Here is a 15,036-nt window from a genome sequence, read left to right on the forward strand (position 1 = left end):
ATGTGGCAAGGGAGCTTGCTCCCTCGCCACCAGTATTCACTCATCAGAAAAGATACCGTGGTGTCACTGCCCGCTACGCATCATTTCTTTCGGCACATATTTGCCGATTTCGAATTTGCCGATTGCCGCGCGGTGCACTTCGTCCGGGCCGTCGGCCAGACGCAGGGTGCGTTGCATGGCGTACATGTAGGCCAGCGGAAAATCGTTGGAAACCCCTGCCCCGCCGTGCATCTGAATCGCCCGGTCGATCACCCGCAAGGCCACGTTTGGCGCCACGACCTTGATCTGCGCAATCTCGCTTTTCGCCACTTTGTTGCCGACAGTGTCCATCATGTACGCCGCTTTCAACGTCAGCAGGCGCGCCATGTCGATCTCCATCCGCGAGTCGGCAATCTTGTCGATGTTGCCGCCCAGGCGCGCCAGAGGCTTGCCGAACGCGGTGCGGTTCACCGAGCGCTTGCACATCAGTTCCAGCGCCCGCTCAGCCATGCCGATCGAACGCATGCAGTGGTGAATCCGGCCCGGGCCGAGGCGACCTTGGGCGATTTCAAAGCCGCGTCCTTCGCCCAACAGGACGTTTTCGTACGGCACCCGCACGTTTTCGAAATGCACTTCGGCGTGACCATGGGGCGCGTCGTCGTAACCGAACACCGGCAGCGGGCGCACGATCTTCACGCCGGGAGCGTCCACCGGCACCAGAATCATCGAGTGCTGGGCATGGCGCGGCGCATCGGGGTTGCTCAGGCCCATGAAGATCAGGATCTTGCAGCGCGGATCGCATGCACCTGACGTCCACCATTTCTTGCCATTGATGACCCATTCGTCACCATCGCGCACCGCACGGGCCGCCATGTTGGTGGCATCGGAGGACGCAACGTCCGGTTCGGTCATGGCGAACGCCGAGCGGATCTCGCCACGCAGCAACGGCTCCAGCCAGCGCTGCTTTTGCTCTTCGTTGGCGTAACGCACCAGCACTTCCATGTTGCCGGTATCCGGCGCCGAGCAGTTGAATGGCTCTGGCCCCAGCAGCGAACGGCCCATGATTTCCGCCAATGGCGCGTACTCGAGGTTGGTCAGGCCGGCGCCGAGCTCGGACTCAGGCAGAAACAAATTCCACAGGCCTTCAGCCTTGGCCTTGAGTTTGAGTTCTTCCATGATCGCCGTCGGCTGCCAGCGATCACCTTCGGCAACCTGGCGCTCGAACACGGCTTCGGCGGGATAGACGTAGGTGTCCATGAACGCGGTTACGCGCTCACGCAGTTCCTGAACCTTAGGCGAATAAGCGAAATCCATGAGCGAGATACCTTCTTGGGGGAGGTTGTTTTAGGTCATGTATCGATGCTAGAACAGCGTTGATAATTTACCTAGCCTATTCTCGCCGTGTATAAACATTCATCACCGATATATGATCGGCTGATCGTCACGGTCAGCCCGTCCTTACAATAAGAGAGCCGCGTAATGAACCTGAGCAAGGTCGACCTCAACCTTTTCATCGTCTTCGACGCGATCTACACCGAAGCCAACCTGACCCGTGCCGGGCAGATCGTGGGCATTACCCAACCGGCAGTGTCGAATGCTCTGGCCCGGTTGCGCGAGACCTTCAACGACCCATTGTTCGTGCGCACAGCCCAGGGCATGGTGCCCACGCCGATGGCGCAGAACATCATCGGGCCGGTGCGTAACGCCCTCTCGCTGCTGCGCATCTCCGTACAGGAAAGCCGCATTTTCAACCCGCAACAGGCGAACAAGACCTATCGCATCAGCATGACCGACCTCACCGAAGCGGTGATCCTGCCGCCGCTGTTCCAGCGCCTGCGCCGCCTCGCGCCGACGGTGATCATCGAGAGTTTCCTGTCCAAACGCCGCGAGACCACCAAGGAACTGGCGGCCGGTCGCCTCGATTTCGCCGTAGATGCACCGCTCAACACCGACCCGCAAGTGCGCCACGTCAAGTTGATGGAGGATCGCTACGTCTGCGCCATGCGCAAGGGGCATCCGCTGGCGGGCAAGGAAAAGCTCAGCCTTGACGAATACCTGGGCCTGACCCACATCCATATCTCCAGCCGGCGCAGCGGTCTGGGCTATGTCGACTTGGCCCTGGGCAAGATGGGCATCCAGCGCAAGATCGCCCTTCGCTCCCAGCATTACCTGATGGCCTCACAGGTGATGCAGCAAACGGACATGGTCATGACCGTGCCGGAACGCTTCGCCCGCCGTAACGATTTGCACGCCTTCAATCTGCCGGTCAACGACGTGCCGCCGGTGGAAACCCACCTTTACTGGCACGAAAGCACCGACCAGGACCCGGCCAACCGCTGGATGCGCGAGCAGATGATCGAGTTGTGCCAACAGGTGACGGCGCATGAGAAGAAGCTCGAGAAGCTGTAGGACTTGAAACCGAGGTGACTTCTTCGCGAGCAGGCTCGCTCCCACAAGGATGATTTGTCGTACACAGACATTGAGTTCAATGAAAAGCCACTGTGGGAGCGAACCTGCTCGCGATGGGGCCAGCAATAACAGCGAAAACCAATGCCCCTTGACGTAAACGTCAACCTGCCATTAGCTTAGCGCCATGACCTTTTGCGAGCGCTTCCATGAGCAGCCAGACCTACAGCATCTCCGACCTCGCCCGCGAGCTCGACATCACCACACGGGCCATTCGCTTCTATGAAGAACAAGGCCTGCTCAGCCCCGAGCGCCGTGGTCAGGAACGTATTTACTCGCCCCGTGACAAAGTCAGCCTGAAACTGATCCTGCGGGGCAAGCGCATCGGTTTTTCCCTGGCCGAATGCCGCGAACTGATCGAGCTCTACGACCCGTCCAGCGGTAACACCAGGCAACTGCACAGCATGCTCGAGAAAATCAGCGAACGCCGGGAACAGCTGGAGCAACAGTTGCTGGACATCGAACAAATGAAGCTGGAGCTTGATACCGCCGAAGAGCGCTGCGTGCAGGCGCTGGAGCAGACGCTCAAAAGCCAGGATTCGGTTCAATAACCCGACACCGCTCCCACAGGATCTTTGTAGCCTCAAGACAAAAACCACAGGTCGATTCCCATGTCCCTCCCCTCCCACGTACGCCTTGTCGAAGTCGGCCCGCGCGACGGTCTGCAAAACGAAGCCCGGCCCATCAGTGTTACCGACAAGGTGCAACTGGTCGACGCACTCACGGCTGCAGGCCTGGGCTATATAGAAGTCGGCAGTTTCGTGTCGCCCAAGTGGGTGCCACAGATGGCCGGTTCCGCCGAAGTTTTCGCACAGATCCAGCGCAAGCCGGGCGTTACCTATGGTGCCCTCGCCCCCAACCTGCGCGGTTTTGAAGATGCCCTGGCCAGTGGCGTGAAAGAGGTCGCGGTGTTCGCGGCAGCCTCCGAGGCGTTTTCCCAACGCAACATCAATTGCTCGATCAGCGAAAGTCTGGCGCGTTTCGTGCCGATCATGGACGCGGCCAGGCAGCACGGTGTGACGGTGCGTGGGTACGTGTCCTGTGTGCTGGGCTGCCCTTATGAAGGTAACGTCGCGCCGGAGCAGGTCGCACGGGTGGCCCGCGAGCTGTACGCCATGGGCTGTTATGAGGTTTCGCTGGGCGACACCATCGGCACCGGTACCGCTGGCGCAACGCGCAAGATGTTCGAAGTGGTGTCGGCTGATGTTCCGCGAGAAAAACTGGCCGGGCATTTCCACGACACCTACGGTCAGGCCATGGCCAACATCTACGCCAGCCTGCTGGAGGGCATCTCGGTATTCGACAGTTCTATCGCCGGCCTCGGTGGCTGCCCTTACGCCAAGGGGGCCAGCGGTAACGTCGCCACCGAAGACGTGGTGTACCTGCTCAACGGCCTTGGCATCGAAACCGGAATCGACCTGGACGCGTTGATTCTCGCCGGCCAGCAAATTTGCTCTGTACTGGGGCGCCCAACAGGCTCCCGGGTGGCCAAGGCCCGCAGCGCACACTGAGTGGGGGGAATGTGTCCGGGTGTTACCGCAAACTCAGAAGCGGGGGCGCAATCGAGTAACACGGAAACAAAATGTAGGGTTTGACTTGGGACGAAAAACCTAACAAATCTACAACTATTTGATTTTAAAGGGTTTTTAGAAGTTGGCACGGCTCCTGCTATCTCTATCGCACAACAAGAATAAAAAAATTGCGGCAACCCTAATAAAAACAAGACGTAACGACTCTGACATAACAAAAACAACACGGCAGAGACGCAGCTAACAGATTTTTTTGGAGAAGATGTGCTTTTCAGGGTGCTTTTCGGAGTTACCCGCAACCGGGCAGAGAACAATAAAACTACCTTCAGGTAGCTCCCGAACTGGTTGGATCGCTCAGCGAAAAAGTAGATCAGCGCTCAAAAAAATACGTTTGCTCTTGATCCCGGATGGGGATCGCCAAAAACAGCGGTAAAGGGTCACGGTCACTAAAAACAAAAACAGACCGCCCCTCAATAATAAAAAAAGAGCACGCGCAACGAAAATTAAAGGGGAGCTTCGGCTCCCCTTTGTGCTGTCTGGCATTTAGATAATTCACCTCTGCCCCGTGTGGGAGCGAGCCTGCTCGCGATAGCGGCGAGTCAGTCAACATCCATGCTGAACGTTCAATCGCCATCACGAGCAGGCTCGCTCCCACAGGGAATTGAGTCAGGCTATATTGATGCGCAACTCCTCGATACTGATCTCGCGCATGCGGAACTTCTGGATTTTGCCTGTCACCGTCATCGGAAACTCCTCGACGAATTTGAAGTAACGCGGCGTCTTGAAGTGCGCGATGCGCTCCTTGCACCAGGTTTGCAGTTCTTGCTCAGTCGCGCTGTGGCCCGGATGAAATTTGATCCAGGCGACAATCTCTTCGCCATAACGCGAACAAGGAATGCCGATCACCTGCACATCCGCAACCGCCGGATGGGTGAAGAAAAACTCTTCCAGCTCACGCGGGTAAACGTTCTCGCCGCCGCGAATGATCATGTCCTTGTTACGCCCGGCGATGCACACGTACCCCTCGTCATTCATGCTCGCCAGGTCACCGGTATGCATCCAGCCCGCCTGATCAATGGCTTGCGCGGTACCTTCGGGATTGTTCCAGTAACCCAGCATCACGCTGTAACCGCGGGTGCACAGCTCACCGATAGTGCCCCGTGGGACCAGGTTACCGGCTTCATCGATGATCTTGCTTTCCAGTTGCGGCTGGGTGCGGCCAACCGTGGTCACACGCAATTCCAGTTCGTCTGACGGACCGGTCTGCAACGACACCGGGCTGGTTTCCGTCATGCCGTAGGCAATCTGCACTTCGCTCATGTGCATTTCATTGATGACCCGGCGCATGACTTCGATGGGGCACGTCGCCCCCGCCATGATCCCGGTGCGCAGGCTCGACAGGTCGAATTCGGCACGCTGCGGCTGATCAAGCATGGCGATGAACATGGTCGGCACGCCGTACAGCGCCGTGGCGTTTTCTTCGGCGACGGTGCCGAGCGTCAGCAGCGGATCAAACGCATCGTTGGGATAAATCATGGTGCTGCCGTGGGTGATACAACCCAGATTGCCCATGACCATGCCGAAGCAGTGATACAACGGCACAGGGATCACCAGGCGATCAGCGGCGGTCAAGCCGAGGCTTTCGCCAACCATGTAACCGTTATTGAGAATGTTGTAGTGACTGAGGGTCGCGCCCTTGGGAAAACCGGTGGTGCCGGAGGTGTACTGGATGTTCACCGCCTGATCGAAATGCAGGCTGTTTTGGCGCTCGCGCAACTGTTCAACCGACACACCGCCCGCCAGGTCAGCCAGTTGCGACCACGGCAGGAAACCACTGGGCGGCTGCGCATCCAGACTGATGACGCCCCGCAACTCCGGCAGTCGTTCGCTGCTCAGCATTCCGATGGATTGTTCCGCCAGCTCCGGCACCAGTCCTTGCAACATGGCGTGGTAGTCGGAGGTCTTGAAGGCGCCGGCGCACACCAGCCATTGGCAGCCGGATTGCTGCAATACGTAGTCGAGTTCGGAACTGCGATAGGCGGGGTTGATGTTCACCAGGATCACGCCGATTTTTGCCGTGGCGATCTGCGTGATGCACCACTGCGCGCAGTTCGGCGCCCAGATGCCGAGGCGGTCGCCGGTTTGCAGCCCTAACGCCAGCAGCGCTCGGGCGTGCAGATCCGCGGCGTCCGTCAGTTGTTGCCAGGTGTAGCGCAACTGTTGATGGCGCACCACCAGCGCCTCCCCGGCGGGATAACGCGCGACCGTGTCATCGAACGCCTGGCCAATGGTCATCGCCAACAAGGCTTTGTCCTGGGAACCGCGGGTGTAACTGCGTTGCGGGCTTGCACTGGGTTGATCCATGACGACCCCTATTGTCTTTATTAATGGGTTACCGACGGATACCTGTGGGAGCGAGCCCGCTCGCGAAGAGGCCAGAAAATCCAACAAGGATGCCAACTGATCCGACGCATTCGCGAGCAGGCTCGCTCCCACAAAGTCGCTCCGCGTTCTATCTTGAACTGCCTCTACTCTCGCCCAAGTTGACGTTAACGTAAAGGATGATTGACAGCGTTTCGTCCCAGGCTTACGTTAACGTAAAGGTGAGAACTGAAGCACGGCTCTCCCCGCCCAACAAAAAGCCAAAAGGTGACCCATGAGCTACCCATCCCTGAACTTTGCCCTCGGTGAAACCATCGACATGCTGCGCGATCAGGTTCAGTCCTTCGTCGCCAAAGAGATCGCCCCGCGCGCTGCTCAGATCGACATCGACAACCTGTTCCCCGCGGACCTGTGGCGCAAATTCGGCGACATGGGCCTGCTGGGCATTACCGTTGCGGAAGAATTCGGCGGTACGGGCCTGGGTTACCTGGCGCACGTGGTAGCGATGGAAGAAATCAGCCGTGGATCGGCTTCCGTTGCGTTGTCCTACGGCGCCCACTCCAACCTCTGCGTCAACCAGATCAATCGCAACGGCAATCACGAACAGAAATCCAAGTACCTGCCCAAACTGATCAGTGGCGAGCACATCGGCGCACTGGCGATGAGCGAACCGAACGCCGGGTCCGACGTGGTCTCGATGAAACTGCGCGCCGACAAACGCGGCGACAAGTACGTGCTCAACGGCAGCAAGACCTGGATCACCAACGGTCCGGACGCCAACACTTACGTGATCTACGCCAAGACCGACCTGGAAAAAGGCCCCCACGGCATCACCGCTTTTATTGTGGAGCGCGACTGGAAAGGCTTCAGCCGCAGCAACAAGTTCGACAAGCTCGGCATGCGCGGTTCGAACACCTGTGAGCTGTTCTTCGATGACGTCGAAGTTCCGGAAGAGAACATCCTCGGCGTGCTCAACGGCGGCGTAAAAGTGTTGATGAGCGGCCTCGACTACGAGCGCGTCGTGCTGTCCGGCGGCCCGACCGGGATCATGCAGGCCTGCATGGACCTGATCGTTCCTTATATTCACGACCGCAAGCAGTTCGGCCAAAGCATCGGCGAATTCCAGCTGATCCAGGGCAAAGTGGCCGACATGTACACCCAACTCAACGCCAGCCGCGCCTACCTGTACGCCGTGGCCCAGGCCTGCGAGCGCGGCGAAACCACACGCAAAGACGCCGCCGGGGTGATCCTCTACAGCGCCGAACGTGCCACGCAAATGGCTCTCGACGCGATCCAGATTCTCGGCGGCAATGGCTACATCAATGAATTCCCGGCTGGCCGTCTGTTGCGTGACGCCAAGCTGTACGAAATCGGCGCCGGCACCAGTGAGATCCGTCGCATGCTGATCGGTCGCGAACTGTTTAACGAAACCCGCTGAAACGGAGCTGTCCATGGCTATTTTGCATACCCAGCTCAACCCTCGTTCAGCGGAATTCGCGGCTAATAGCGCGGCGATGCTCAAACAGGTCGACGCCCTTCACACCCTGCTCGCCCAAGTCGCGCAAGGCGGTGGCCCGAAGGCTCAGGAACGCCATACTTCGCGGGGCAAACTGCTGCCTCGCGAGCGCATCAATCGCCTGCTCGATCCAGGTTCGCCGTTTCTTGAAATCAGCCAACTGGCCGCTTACGAGGTGTATGGCGAAGACGTGCCCGCCGCTGGCGTGATTGCCGGGATCGGCCGCGTGGAAGGCGTCGAATGCATGATCGTCGCCAACGACGCCACGGTAAAAGGTGGCTCGTACTACCCGCTGACCGTGAAAAAACACCTGCGCGCCCAGACCATCGCCCAGCAGAACCGTCTGCCATGCATCTACCTGGTGGACTCTGGCGGCGCCAACCTGCCGCGCCAGGATGAGGTGTTCCCGGACCGCGAGCACTTCGGCCGGATTTTCTTCAACCAGGCCAACATGAGCGCCATGGGCATCCCGCAGATCGCCGTGGTCATGGGTTCCTGCACCGCGGGTGGCGCGTATGTGCCGGCCATGGCTGACGAAGCGATCATGGTCCGCGAACAAGCGACCATCTTCCTCGCCGGCCCGCCGCTGGTGAAGGCCGCGACCGGCGAAGTGGTCAGCGCCGAAGACCTCGGAGGGGCCGATGTGCACTGCAAGATTTCCGGTGTGGCCGACCATTACGCCGAGAGCGATGAACACGCGTTGGCGATAGCGCGACGCAGCGTGGCCAACCTCAACTGGCGCAAGCAAGGCGAGGTTCAGCAACGCGCGCCAATCGCCCCGCTCTACCGCAGTGACGAGTTGTACGGCGTGGTCCCGGCTGACGCCAAGCAACCGTTCGACGTGCGCGAAGTGATTGCGCGACTGGTGGACGGATCGGTGTTCGACGAGTTCAAGGCGCTGTTCGGAACGACGCTGGTCTGCGGTTTTGCCTTCCTGCACGGTTACCCGATCGCGATCCTTGCCAACAACGGCATCCTGTTCGCTGAAGCAGCGCAGAAAGGCGCGCACTTTATCGAGCTGGCCTGTCAGCGCGGCATCCCGCTGTTGTTCCTGCAGAACATCACCGGCTTCATGGTCGGCCAGAAGTACGAGGCCGGCGGCATCGCCAAGCATGGCGCGAAACTGGTGACAGCGGTGGCCTGCGCCAAGGTGCCGAAATTCACCGTGATCATCGGCGGCAGTTTCGGTGCCGGCAACTACGGCATGTGCGGTCGGGCCTACGATCCGCGCTTCCTGTGGATGTGGCCGAATGCGCGTATCGGCGTGATGGGCGCCGAACAGGCAGCAGGGGTGCTGGTGCAGGTCAAGCGCGAGCAGGCCGAACGCAGCGGCCAGGGTTTCAGTGCCGAACAGGAAGCCGAGATCAAGCAACCGATCCTCGACCAATACGAAGAGCAGGGCCACCCCTACTATTCCAGCGCGCGCTTATGGGATGACGGTGTCATCGACCCGGCCCAGACCCGTGATGTTCTGGCCCTGGCCTTGTCCGCGTCGTTGAACGCGCCAATCGAACCGAGCCGCTTCGGCGTGTTCCGGATGTGATCGGGAGAAAAACATGAGCGACTTCAACACCCTCGAACTGCTGACCGACCCCCGTGGTTTCGCCACGCTGTGGCTCAGCCGTGAAGAAAAGAACAACGCCTTCAACGCCGAAATGATCCGCGAACTGATCCTCGCCATTGACAAGGTCGCGAGTGATGCCAGCCTGCGTTTTCTGATCGTGCGTGGCCGCGGAAAGCACTTCAGTGCCGGCGCCGACCTGGCCTGGATGCAGCAATCGGCCGAACTCGATTACCACACCAACCTCGACGACGCCCGGGAACTGGCGGAGTTGATGTACAACCTGGCCAAACTGAAAGTCCCGACCCTGGCCGTGGTGCAAGGCGCAGCCTTCGGCGGCGCGTTGGGCCTGATCAGTTGCTGCGACATGGCCATCGGTGCCGATGACGCGCAGTTCTGCCTGTCGGAAGTGCGCATCGGCCTGGCGCCAGCCGTGATTAGCCCGTTCGTGGTGCAAGCCATCGGCGAACGCGCCACCCGGCGCTATGCCCTGACCGCTGAGCGTTTCGGCGGGCAACGGGCGCGGGAACTGGGTCTGTTGTCGGAGAGCTATCCGATTGCCGAGCTGGAACAGAAAGTCGATCAGTGGATCGACAGCCTGCTGCTCAACAGCCCCGCTGCCATGCGCGCCAGCAAGGATTTGCTGCGTGAAGTCGGCGATGGATCACTGACCCCGGCTTTGCGCCGCTACACCGAAAACGCCATCGCCCGGATCCGCGTCAGCTCCGAAGGTCAGGAAGGCCTGCGCGCCTTTCTGCAAAAACGTCCACCGAGCTGGCAAGCCGAAACCACCACCAAGGAGCCGCGTTGATGAGCGCACCTGTTATTACGTCCCTGCTGGTGGCCAACCGTGGCGAAATCGCCTGCCGGGTGATGCGCACCGCCAAGGCCCTTGGCCTGACCACCGTGGCCGTGCACAGCGCCACCGACCGTGACGCCCGCCACAGCCGCGAAGCCGACATTCGGGTCGATCTCGGTGGCAGCAAAGCCGCCGACAGTTATCTGCAAATCGACAAACTGATCGCCGCCGCCAAGGCCAGCGGTGCCCAGGCGATTCACCCCGGCTACGGCTTTCTGTCGGAGAACGCCGGGTTCGCCCGCGCCATTGAAGCGGCTGGCCTGATCTTCCTCGGCCCACCCGCCTCGGCCATTGACGCCATGGGCAGCAAGTCCGCGGCCAAAGCCTTGATGGCAACGGCCGGCGTGCCGCTGGTGCCGGGTTATCACGGCGAAGCTCAAGACCTCGACACGTTCCGCGATGCCTGCGAGCGCATCGGTTATCCGGTGTTGCTCAAGGCCACGGCGGGCGGCGGCGGCAAGGGCATGAAAGTGGTCGAGGACGTCAGCCAACTGGCCGAAGCCCTGGCCTCGGCCCAGCGTGAAGCGCAATCGTCGTTCGGCGATTCGCGGATGCTGGTGGAGAAATACCTGCTCAAACCGCGTCACGTGGAAATCCAGGTGTTCGCCGATCAGCATGGCAACTGCCTGTACCTCAACGAACGTGACTGCTCGATCCAGCGTCGGCACCAGAAAGTCGTTGAAGAAGCACCGGCGCCGGGCTTGAGCCCGGAACAGCGTCGCGCCATGGGTGAAGCCGCCGTGCGTTCGGCGCAGGCCATCGGCTATGTCGGCGCCGGCACCGTGGAGTTTTTGCTGGATGCGCGCGGTGAGTTCTTCTTCATGGAAATGAACACGCGCCTGCAAGTGGAACATCCGGTCACCGAAGCCATCACCGGCCTCGATCTGGTGGCCTGGCAGATTCGCGTGGCGCGCGGCGAAGCGTTGCCGATGACCCAGGATCAAGTGCCCCTGATCGGTCATGCGATTGAAGTGCGGCTGTACGCCGAAGACCCGGCCAATGACTTTTTGCCGGCGACAGGGCGTCTGGATTTGTATCGCGAGTCCGCTGAGGGGCCAGGACGCCGCGTCGACAGCGGCGTCGAAGAAGGCGATGAGATTTCGCCGTTCTACGACCCGATGCTCGGCAAGCTGATTGCCTGGGGCGAGGATCGCGAACAGGCGCGCCTGCGCCTGCTGAGCATGCTCGATGAATTTGCGATTGGCGGACTCAAGACCAACATCAACTTCCTGCGACGGATCATCGGCCATCCGGCGTTTGCCGAGGCGGAACTGGATACCGGTTTCATCCCGCGTTATCAGGAACAGCTGTTGCCGGCTCCGGCGCCGCTCAGCGACGAGTTCTGGCAGGCCGCCGCCCAAGCATTCGCCCTGAGTCAGCACCGCGCGCCGCGAGGTGATGACCCGAGTTCGCCATGGGTCAACGGCAACGGTTTGCGCGCCGGTTTGCCCGCAGAAATCACCCTGCACCTGAGCTGCGAAGGTCAGGATCGCGCACTGACATTGGGCGAGATCAACGCTCAACTGCGGGGCGAGCATCTGCTCACCGAGCGCGAGGGTGTGCGCCGCCAGCAACGGGCGATCCGTCGTGATGATTCTGTGTATTTGCAATGGGACGGTGAACTGCGCCGCATCGAGTCCTACGACCCGATCAGTGCCGTTGAAGCCAGTCACAGCCATCAGGGCGGCCTGACTGCGCCCATGAACGGCAGCATCGTGCGAGTGCTGGTGGAAGCCGGGCAAACCGTCGAAGCCGGGGCGCAATTGGTGGTACTGGAAGCGATGAAGATGGAGCACAGCATCCGTGCACCCCATGCGGGTGTGATCAAGGCGCTGTATTGCCAGGAAGGCGAGATGGTCAGCGAAGGCAGTGCGTTGGTCGAACTGGAAGAGGCGTGAAATGAAGATCGGTCCTACGCGTTGCGTGGACCGATCTGATCAGAACCTGGCTGTTGCCTGAACCACCACGCCGATGATTCGGCACTCGGCGGTGTAAAGGGCTTTCGGATACGTCGGATTAAGCGGGACCAGGTAACGCTGCCCGCCCTCTTCGATCAACTTGCGAAAAATTGCCTCGCTGCTGTCCTGCCACTGAGCAATAACCAGTTTGCCCGGCACGGCGTCCAGATCCGGGTCCACGAGGATCAACATGCCCTCGGCGATGCTGGGGCCGTTCGGCGCGGTCATTGCATCGCCCACCACGGTCAACCAGAAAGCCGCGCCTCGAGCGTGGTAGTCGGACAATTCGAAGCGGTACGTTGCCTGTTCGCCATCACGCACCTCGCCGGTTTCCCGCCAGTCGCTGACCGGGTAACGGAAGTACGGGTTGTACTTCTGCTTCAGGGAAACCTCGTCGTCCTGCGACTCCCCCGGCTCCCTGATCACCAGTGCCACTTCAAGAAAACCCAGGCCCAGCGCCTGCAAGACCCGGTTCATGTCGTCGATGCCGGGCTGACGGCGTTTTGTCAGCCAATGCCCGACGCCACCCTGGGACATCCCGAGGCGCTCGGCGAGTATCTCTTGAGTGACTTTGAGTTCACTCATCTTGGCCTTGACCAATTCAATCCATTTATCCATGTGCGGCACGATACGTGGCAGGCTCCCGCCATCAAAACACAAATTGTAGTATTTAATTTATGGTCACAAATACAGATCGTACTAGGATGAGTTCACGGATCTGAATCTATCACGGAGCTTGCCATCACCATGAACCCACCCGCTAACGACCTGCCCGATCAGCAAATCGACACTTCGCTCACTTCACCAAAAGGCTCCGCCGCTGCACAGCGGGCACTGGACTATTACTTGAAACCAGCTGTTTCAGAGGAGCAGGTCGAGGAGCGTTTCTTCGACGTGAACCGTAATATCAAGAGTGAGGAAGCGCTGGTCCATGCGTCGGACCTGTTGCGATGTGCTGCCGCGACGGCTTTCGAATCAGCCAGCCATCTGCAGGGCTCAAACCGGGACCTGGCGTTTTCGACGGTGCACATGATCGACATGGCCAGAGCCATGGTGGACAGGTCGTTGGAGTGCCACCAGAACGCTTGAAGCGGAGGTGGAAAAGAGAGGACGGGAAAGAATTTTCCAATCGACAGGATGAAAACGTTTGACTTGCAAACGAGAATGATTATTATTGCATCAACTGATCGCGAGATCAGTCGATGGCCCAAGGGACCTTAGGTCGGTCTCCTGGACTATCTCCTCATCAGGCTAATCACGGTTTTTGACCCGGCTTTTTGCCGGGTCTTTTTTTGCCAGTTTTCTGGCTTATAGCTTCAGGCTAATGAAGTCTTTGGGTGCCGCACATTCGATGGCGCGGATGATATCAAAAGAATATTGGTTGGCAAGAGAAGCCTGCGATCATTAGGGCCTGCGAATGGCAAATAGCACTTGAGAATCAATCGCGCAATCTCTAAGCTGCGACCGCGTCAAGGAAGACGCCCCCCGCTCCACCCCGCAATATCCCTCGGTTCCACCTCACTCTTGCGTGTAAAGTAGTCGCCATAAAAATCATATTCAGGAACCGATTATGACCGTGGCTAAATCCTCTTTCGACATTAGCGCCAACTTCGACAGCGGTAACATTCAAGTCATCGACCTTAGCGACCCGCTCAAGCCTCTGCTGGCGATCCGCCCCGATACCAAAAGCAACCATTTTCAATGGTTTCACTTCAAGGCCAGCGGCCTGCACGTCGGCCAGGAACACTGGTTTCGTCTGAACAATGCCAGCCAGTCTTCCTACAACAAGGCCTGGGACGGCTATCAAGCGGTCGCCTCTTACGACCATGTGAACTGGTTTCGCGTACCGACCATCTTCGAAGGCGACTGCCTGCGCTTCTGCCTGGAAGCCACCCAGACCCACGCCTGGTTCGCCTACTTCGAACCCTACAGCCGTGGTCGTCACGACTGGTTGATCGAGCAGGCACTGACCAAGGCCGGCACCGAACTGCTGGCCACCGGCAAGAGCGTCGAAGGTCGCGACATTCAGTTACTGCGCAAAGGCACCGGCGCCGAAGGCCAGCGCAAGGTCTGGATCATCGCCCAGCAACATCCGGGCGAACACATGGCCGAATGGTTCATGGAAGGCGTCATCGAACGCCTTGAACATCACGACGACCCGGTGTTGAACAAACTGCTGGCCAGCGCCGACCTGTACCTGGTGCCAAACATGAACCCGGACGGTGCCTTCCACGGTCACCTGCGCACTAACGCCATGGGCCAGGACCTGAACCGCGCCTGGCAGAACGCCAGCCCGGAAATCAGCCCGGAAGTCTTTTTCGTACAGCAGCAGATGGCAAAGTACGGCGTCGATTTGTTCATCGACGTGCACGGCGACGAAGAAATCCCGCACGTATTCACCGCTGCTTGCGAAGGCAACCCAGGCTACACGCCGCGCATCGAAAAACTCGAAGAACACTTCCGTAGCCACCTCAAGCGCACCACCAAGGACTTTCAGACCAAGTACGGCTACACCCGCGACGAGCCGGGCCAGGCCAACATGACACTGGCCTGCAACAGCGTGGGTCAGAAGTTTGATTGCCTGTCGTTGACCCTGGAAATGCCGTTCAAGGATCACGATGATCATCCGAACCCGCTGACCGGCTGGTCGGGCAAGCGGTCGAAACAGTTGGGCAAGGATGTGTTGACGACGGTGGCAGAGATGGTAGACACCCTGCGCTGATCACCCTTCAAAAACAGAAGATCGCGGCCTTCGGCCGCTCCTACACAGAGCGACGTATCTCTGT

12 protein-coding genes are annotated in these 15,036 nt (G+C 59.5%); 9 read left to right on the forward strand and 3 right to left on the reverse strand.

Annotated elements, in window-relative coordinates:
- Nucleotides 1–63: 63 nt before the first annotated feature.
- Nucleotides 64–1,293, reverse strand: coding sequence for an acyl-CoA dehydrogenase (locus BVK86_RS19610; protein WP_075947974.1), 1,230 nt, complete (start codon nt 1,291–1,293; stop codon nt 64–66).
- Nucleotides 1,294–1,458: 165 nt separating this feature from the next.
- On the opposite strand from BVK86_RS19610, the gene BVK86_RS19615 reads away from it, so the two are divergent.
- From BVK86_RS19615 to BVK86_RS19625, 3 genes are all read left to right on the forward strand, one after another.
- Nucleotides 1,459–2,388 carry a LysR family transcriptional regulator gene (locus BVK86_RS19615; RefSeq protein ID WP_075947975.1) on the forward strand — a complete coding sequence of 310 codons (930 nt, stop codon included), beginning with the start codon at nt 1,459–1,461 and terminating at the stop codon, nt 2,386–2,388.
- A gap of 206 nt (nt 2,389–2,594) precedes the next feature.
- Nucleotides 2,595–2,996 carry a MerR family transcriptional regulator gene (locus tag BVK86_RS19620; RefSeq protein WP_075947976.1) on the forward strand — a complete coding sequence of 134 codons (402 nt, stop codon included), beginning with the start codon at nt 2,595–2,597 and terminating at the stop codon, nt 2,994–2,996.
- A gap of 60 nt (nt 2,997–3,056) precedes the next feature.
- Entirely contained in the window at nt 3,057–3,956 is a 900-nt protein-coding gene (locus tag BVK86_RS19625; RefSeq protein ID WP_075947977.1) for a hydroxymethylglutaryl-CoA lyase, read from the forward strand.
- Nucleotides 3,957–4,640: 684 nt separating this feature from the next.
- On the opposite strand, the gene BVK86_RS19635 is transcribed toward BVK86_RS19625, so the two are convergent.
- Complete coding sequence (locus tag BVK86_RS19635) at nt 4,641–6,338, reverse strand: AMP-binding protein (protein ID WP_075947978.1); 1,698 nt, start codon at nt 6,336–6,338, stop codon at nt 4,641–4,643.
- A gap of 292 nt (nt 6,339–6,630) precedes the next feature.
- On the opposite strand from BVK86_RS19635, the gene BVK86_RS19640 reads away from it, so the two are divergent.
- Genes BVK86_RS19640 through BVK86_RS19655 form a run of 4 tightly spaced genes read left to right on the forward strand, consistent with a single transcriptional unit; the run spans nt 6,631 to nt 12,190 of the window.
- Complete coding sequence (locus BVK86_RS19640) at nt 6,631–7,794, forward strand: isovaleryl-CoA dehydrogenase (protein WP_075947979.1); 1,164 nt, start codon at nt 6,631–6,633, stop codon at nt 7,792–7,794.
- 13 nt (nt 7,795–7,807) lie between these two features.
- Nucleotides 7,808–9,415 carry a carboxyl transferase domain-containing protein gene (locus BVK86_RS19645; RefSeq protein ID WP_075947980.1) on the forward strand — a complete coding sequence of 536 codons (1,608 nt, stop codon included), beginning with the start codon at nt 7,808–7,810 and terminating at the stop codon, nt 9,413–9,415.
- Between the two features lie 13 nt (nt 9,416–9,428).
- Entirely contained in the window at nt 9,429–10,244 is an 816-nt protein-coding gene (locus BVK86_RS19650; RefSeq protein WP_075947981.1) for a gamma-carboxygeranoyl-CoA hydratase, read from the forward strand.
- On the forward strand, nt 10,244–12,190 hold the full coding sequence (locus BVK86_RS19655; protein WP_075947982.1) for an acetyl/propionyl/methylcrotonyl-CoA carboxylase subunit alpha: 1,947 nt from the start codon (nt 10,244–10,246) through the stop codon (nt 12,188–12,190). Before BVK86_RS19650 ends, BVK86_RS19655 begins: the two co-directional genes overlap by 1 nt.
- Before the next feature lie 39 nt (nt 12,191–12,229).
- Here BVK86_RS19655 and BVK86_RS19660 read toward each other — a convergent pair whose 3' ends face one another.
- Nucleotides 12,230–12,868, reverse strand: coding sequence for a LexA family protein (locus BVK86_RS19660; protein ID WP_075947983.1), 639 nt, complete (start codon nt 12,866–12,868; stop codon nt 12,230–12,232).
- Between the two features lie 129 nt (nt 12,869–12,997).
- Here BVK86_RS19660 and BVK86_RS19665 point away from each other — a divergent pair, with 129 nt between their 5' ends.
- Nucleotides 12,998–13,339 (forward strand): DUF6124 family protein, encoded by a 342-nt coding sequence (locus tag BVK86_RS19665; RefSeq protein WP_075947984.1) that lies wholly within the window; start codon nt 12,998–13,000, stop codon nt 13,337–13,339.
- A 481-nt stretch (nt 13,340–13,820) separates the two neighbouring features.
- Nucleotides 13,821–14,972, forward strand: coding sequence for a M14 family metallopeptidase (locus tag BVK86_RS19670; RefSeq protein WP_075947985.1), 1,152 nt, complete (start codon nt 13,821–13,823; stop codon nt 14,970–14,972).
- Nucleotides 14,973–15,036 lie beyond the last annotated feature (64 nt).

It is taken from the genome of Pseudomonas reinekei (assembly GCF_001945365.1).
Lineage (GTDB): Bacteria > Pseudomonadota > Gammaproteobacteria > Pseudomonadales > Pseudomonadaceae > Aquipseudomonas > Aquipseudomonas reinekei.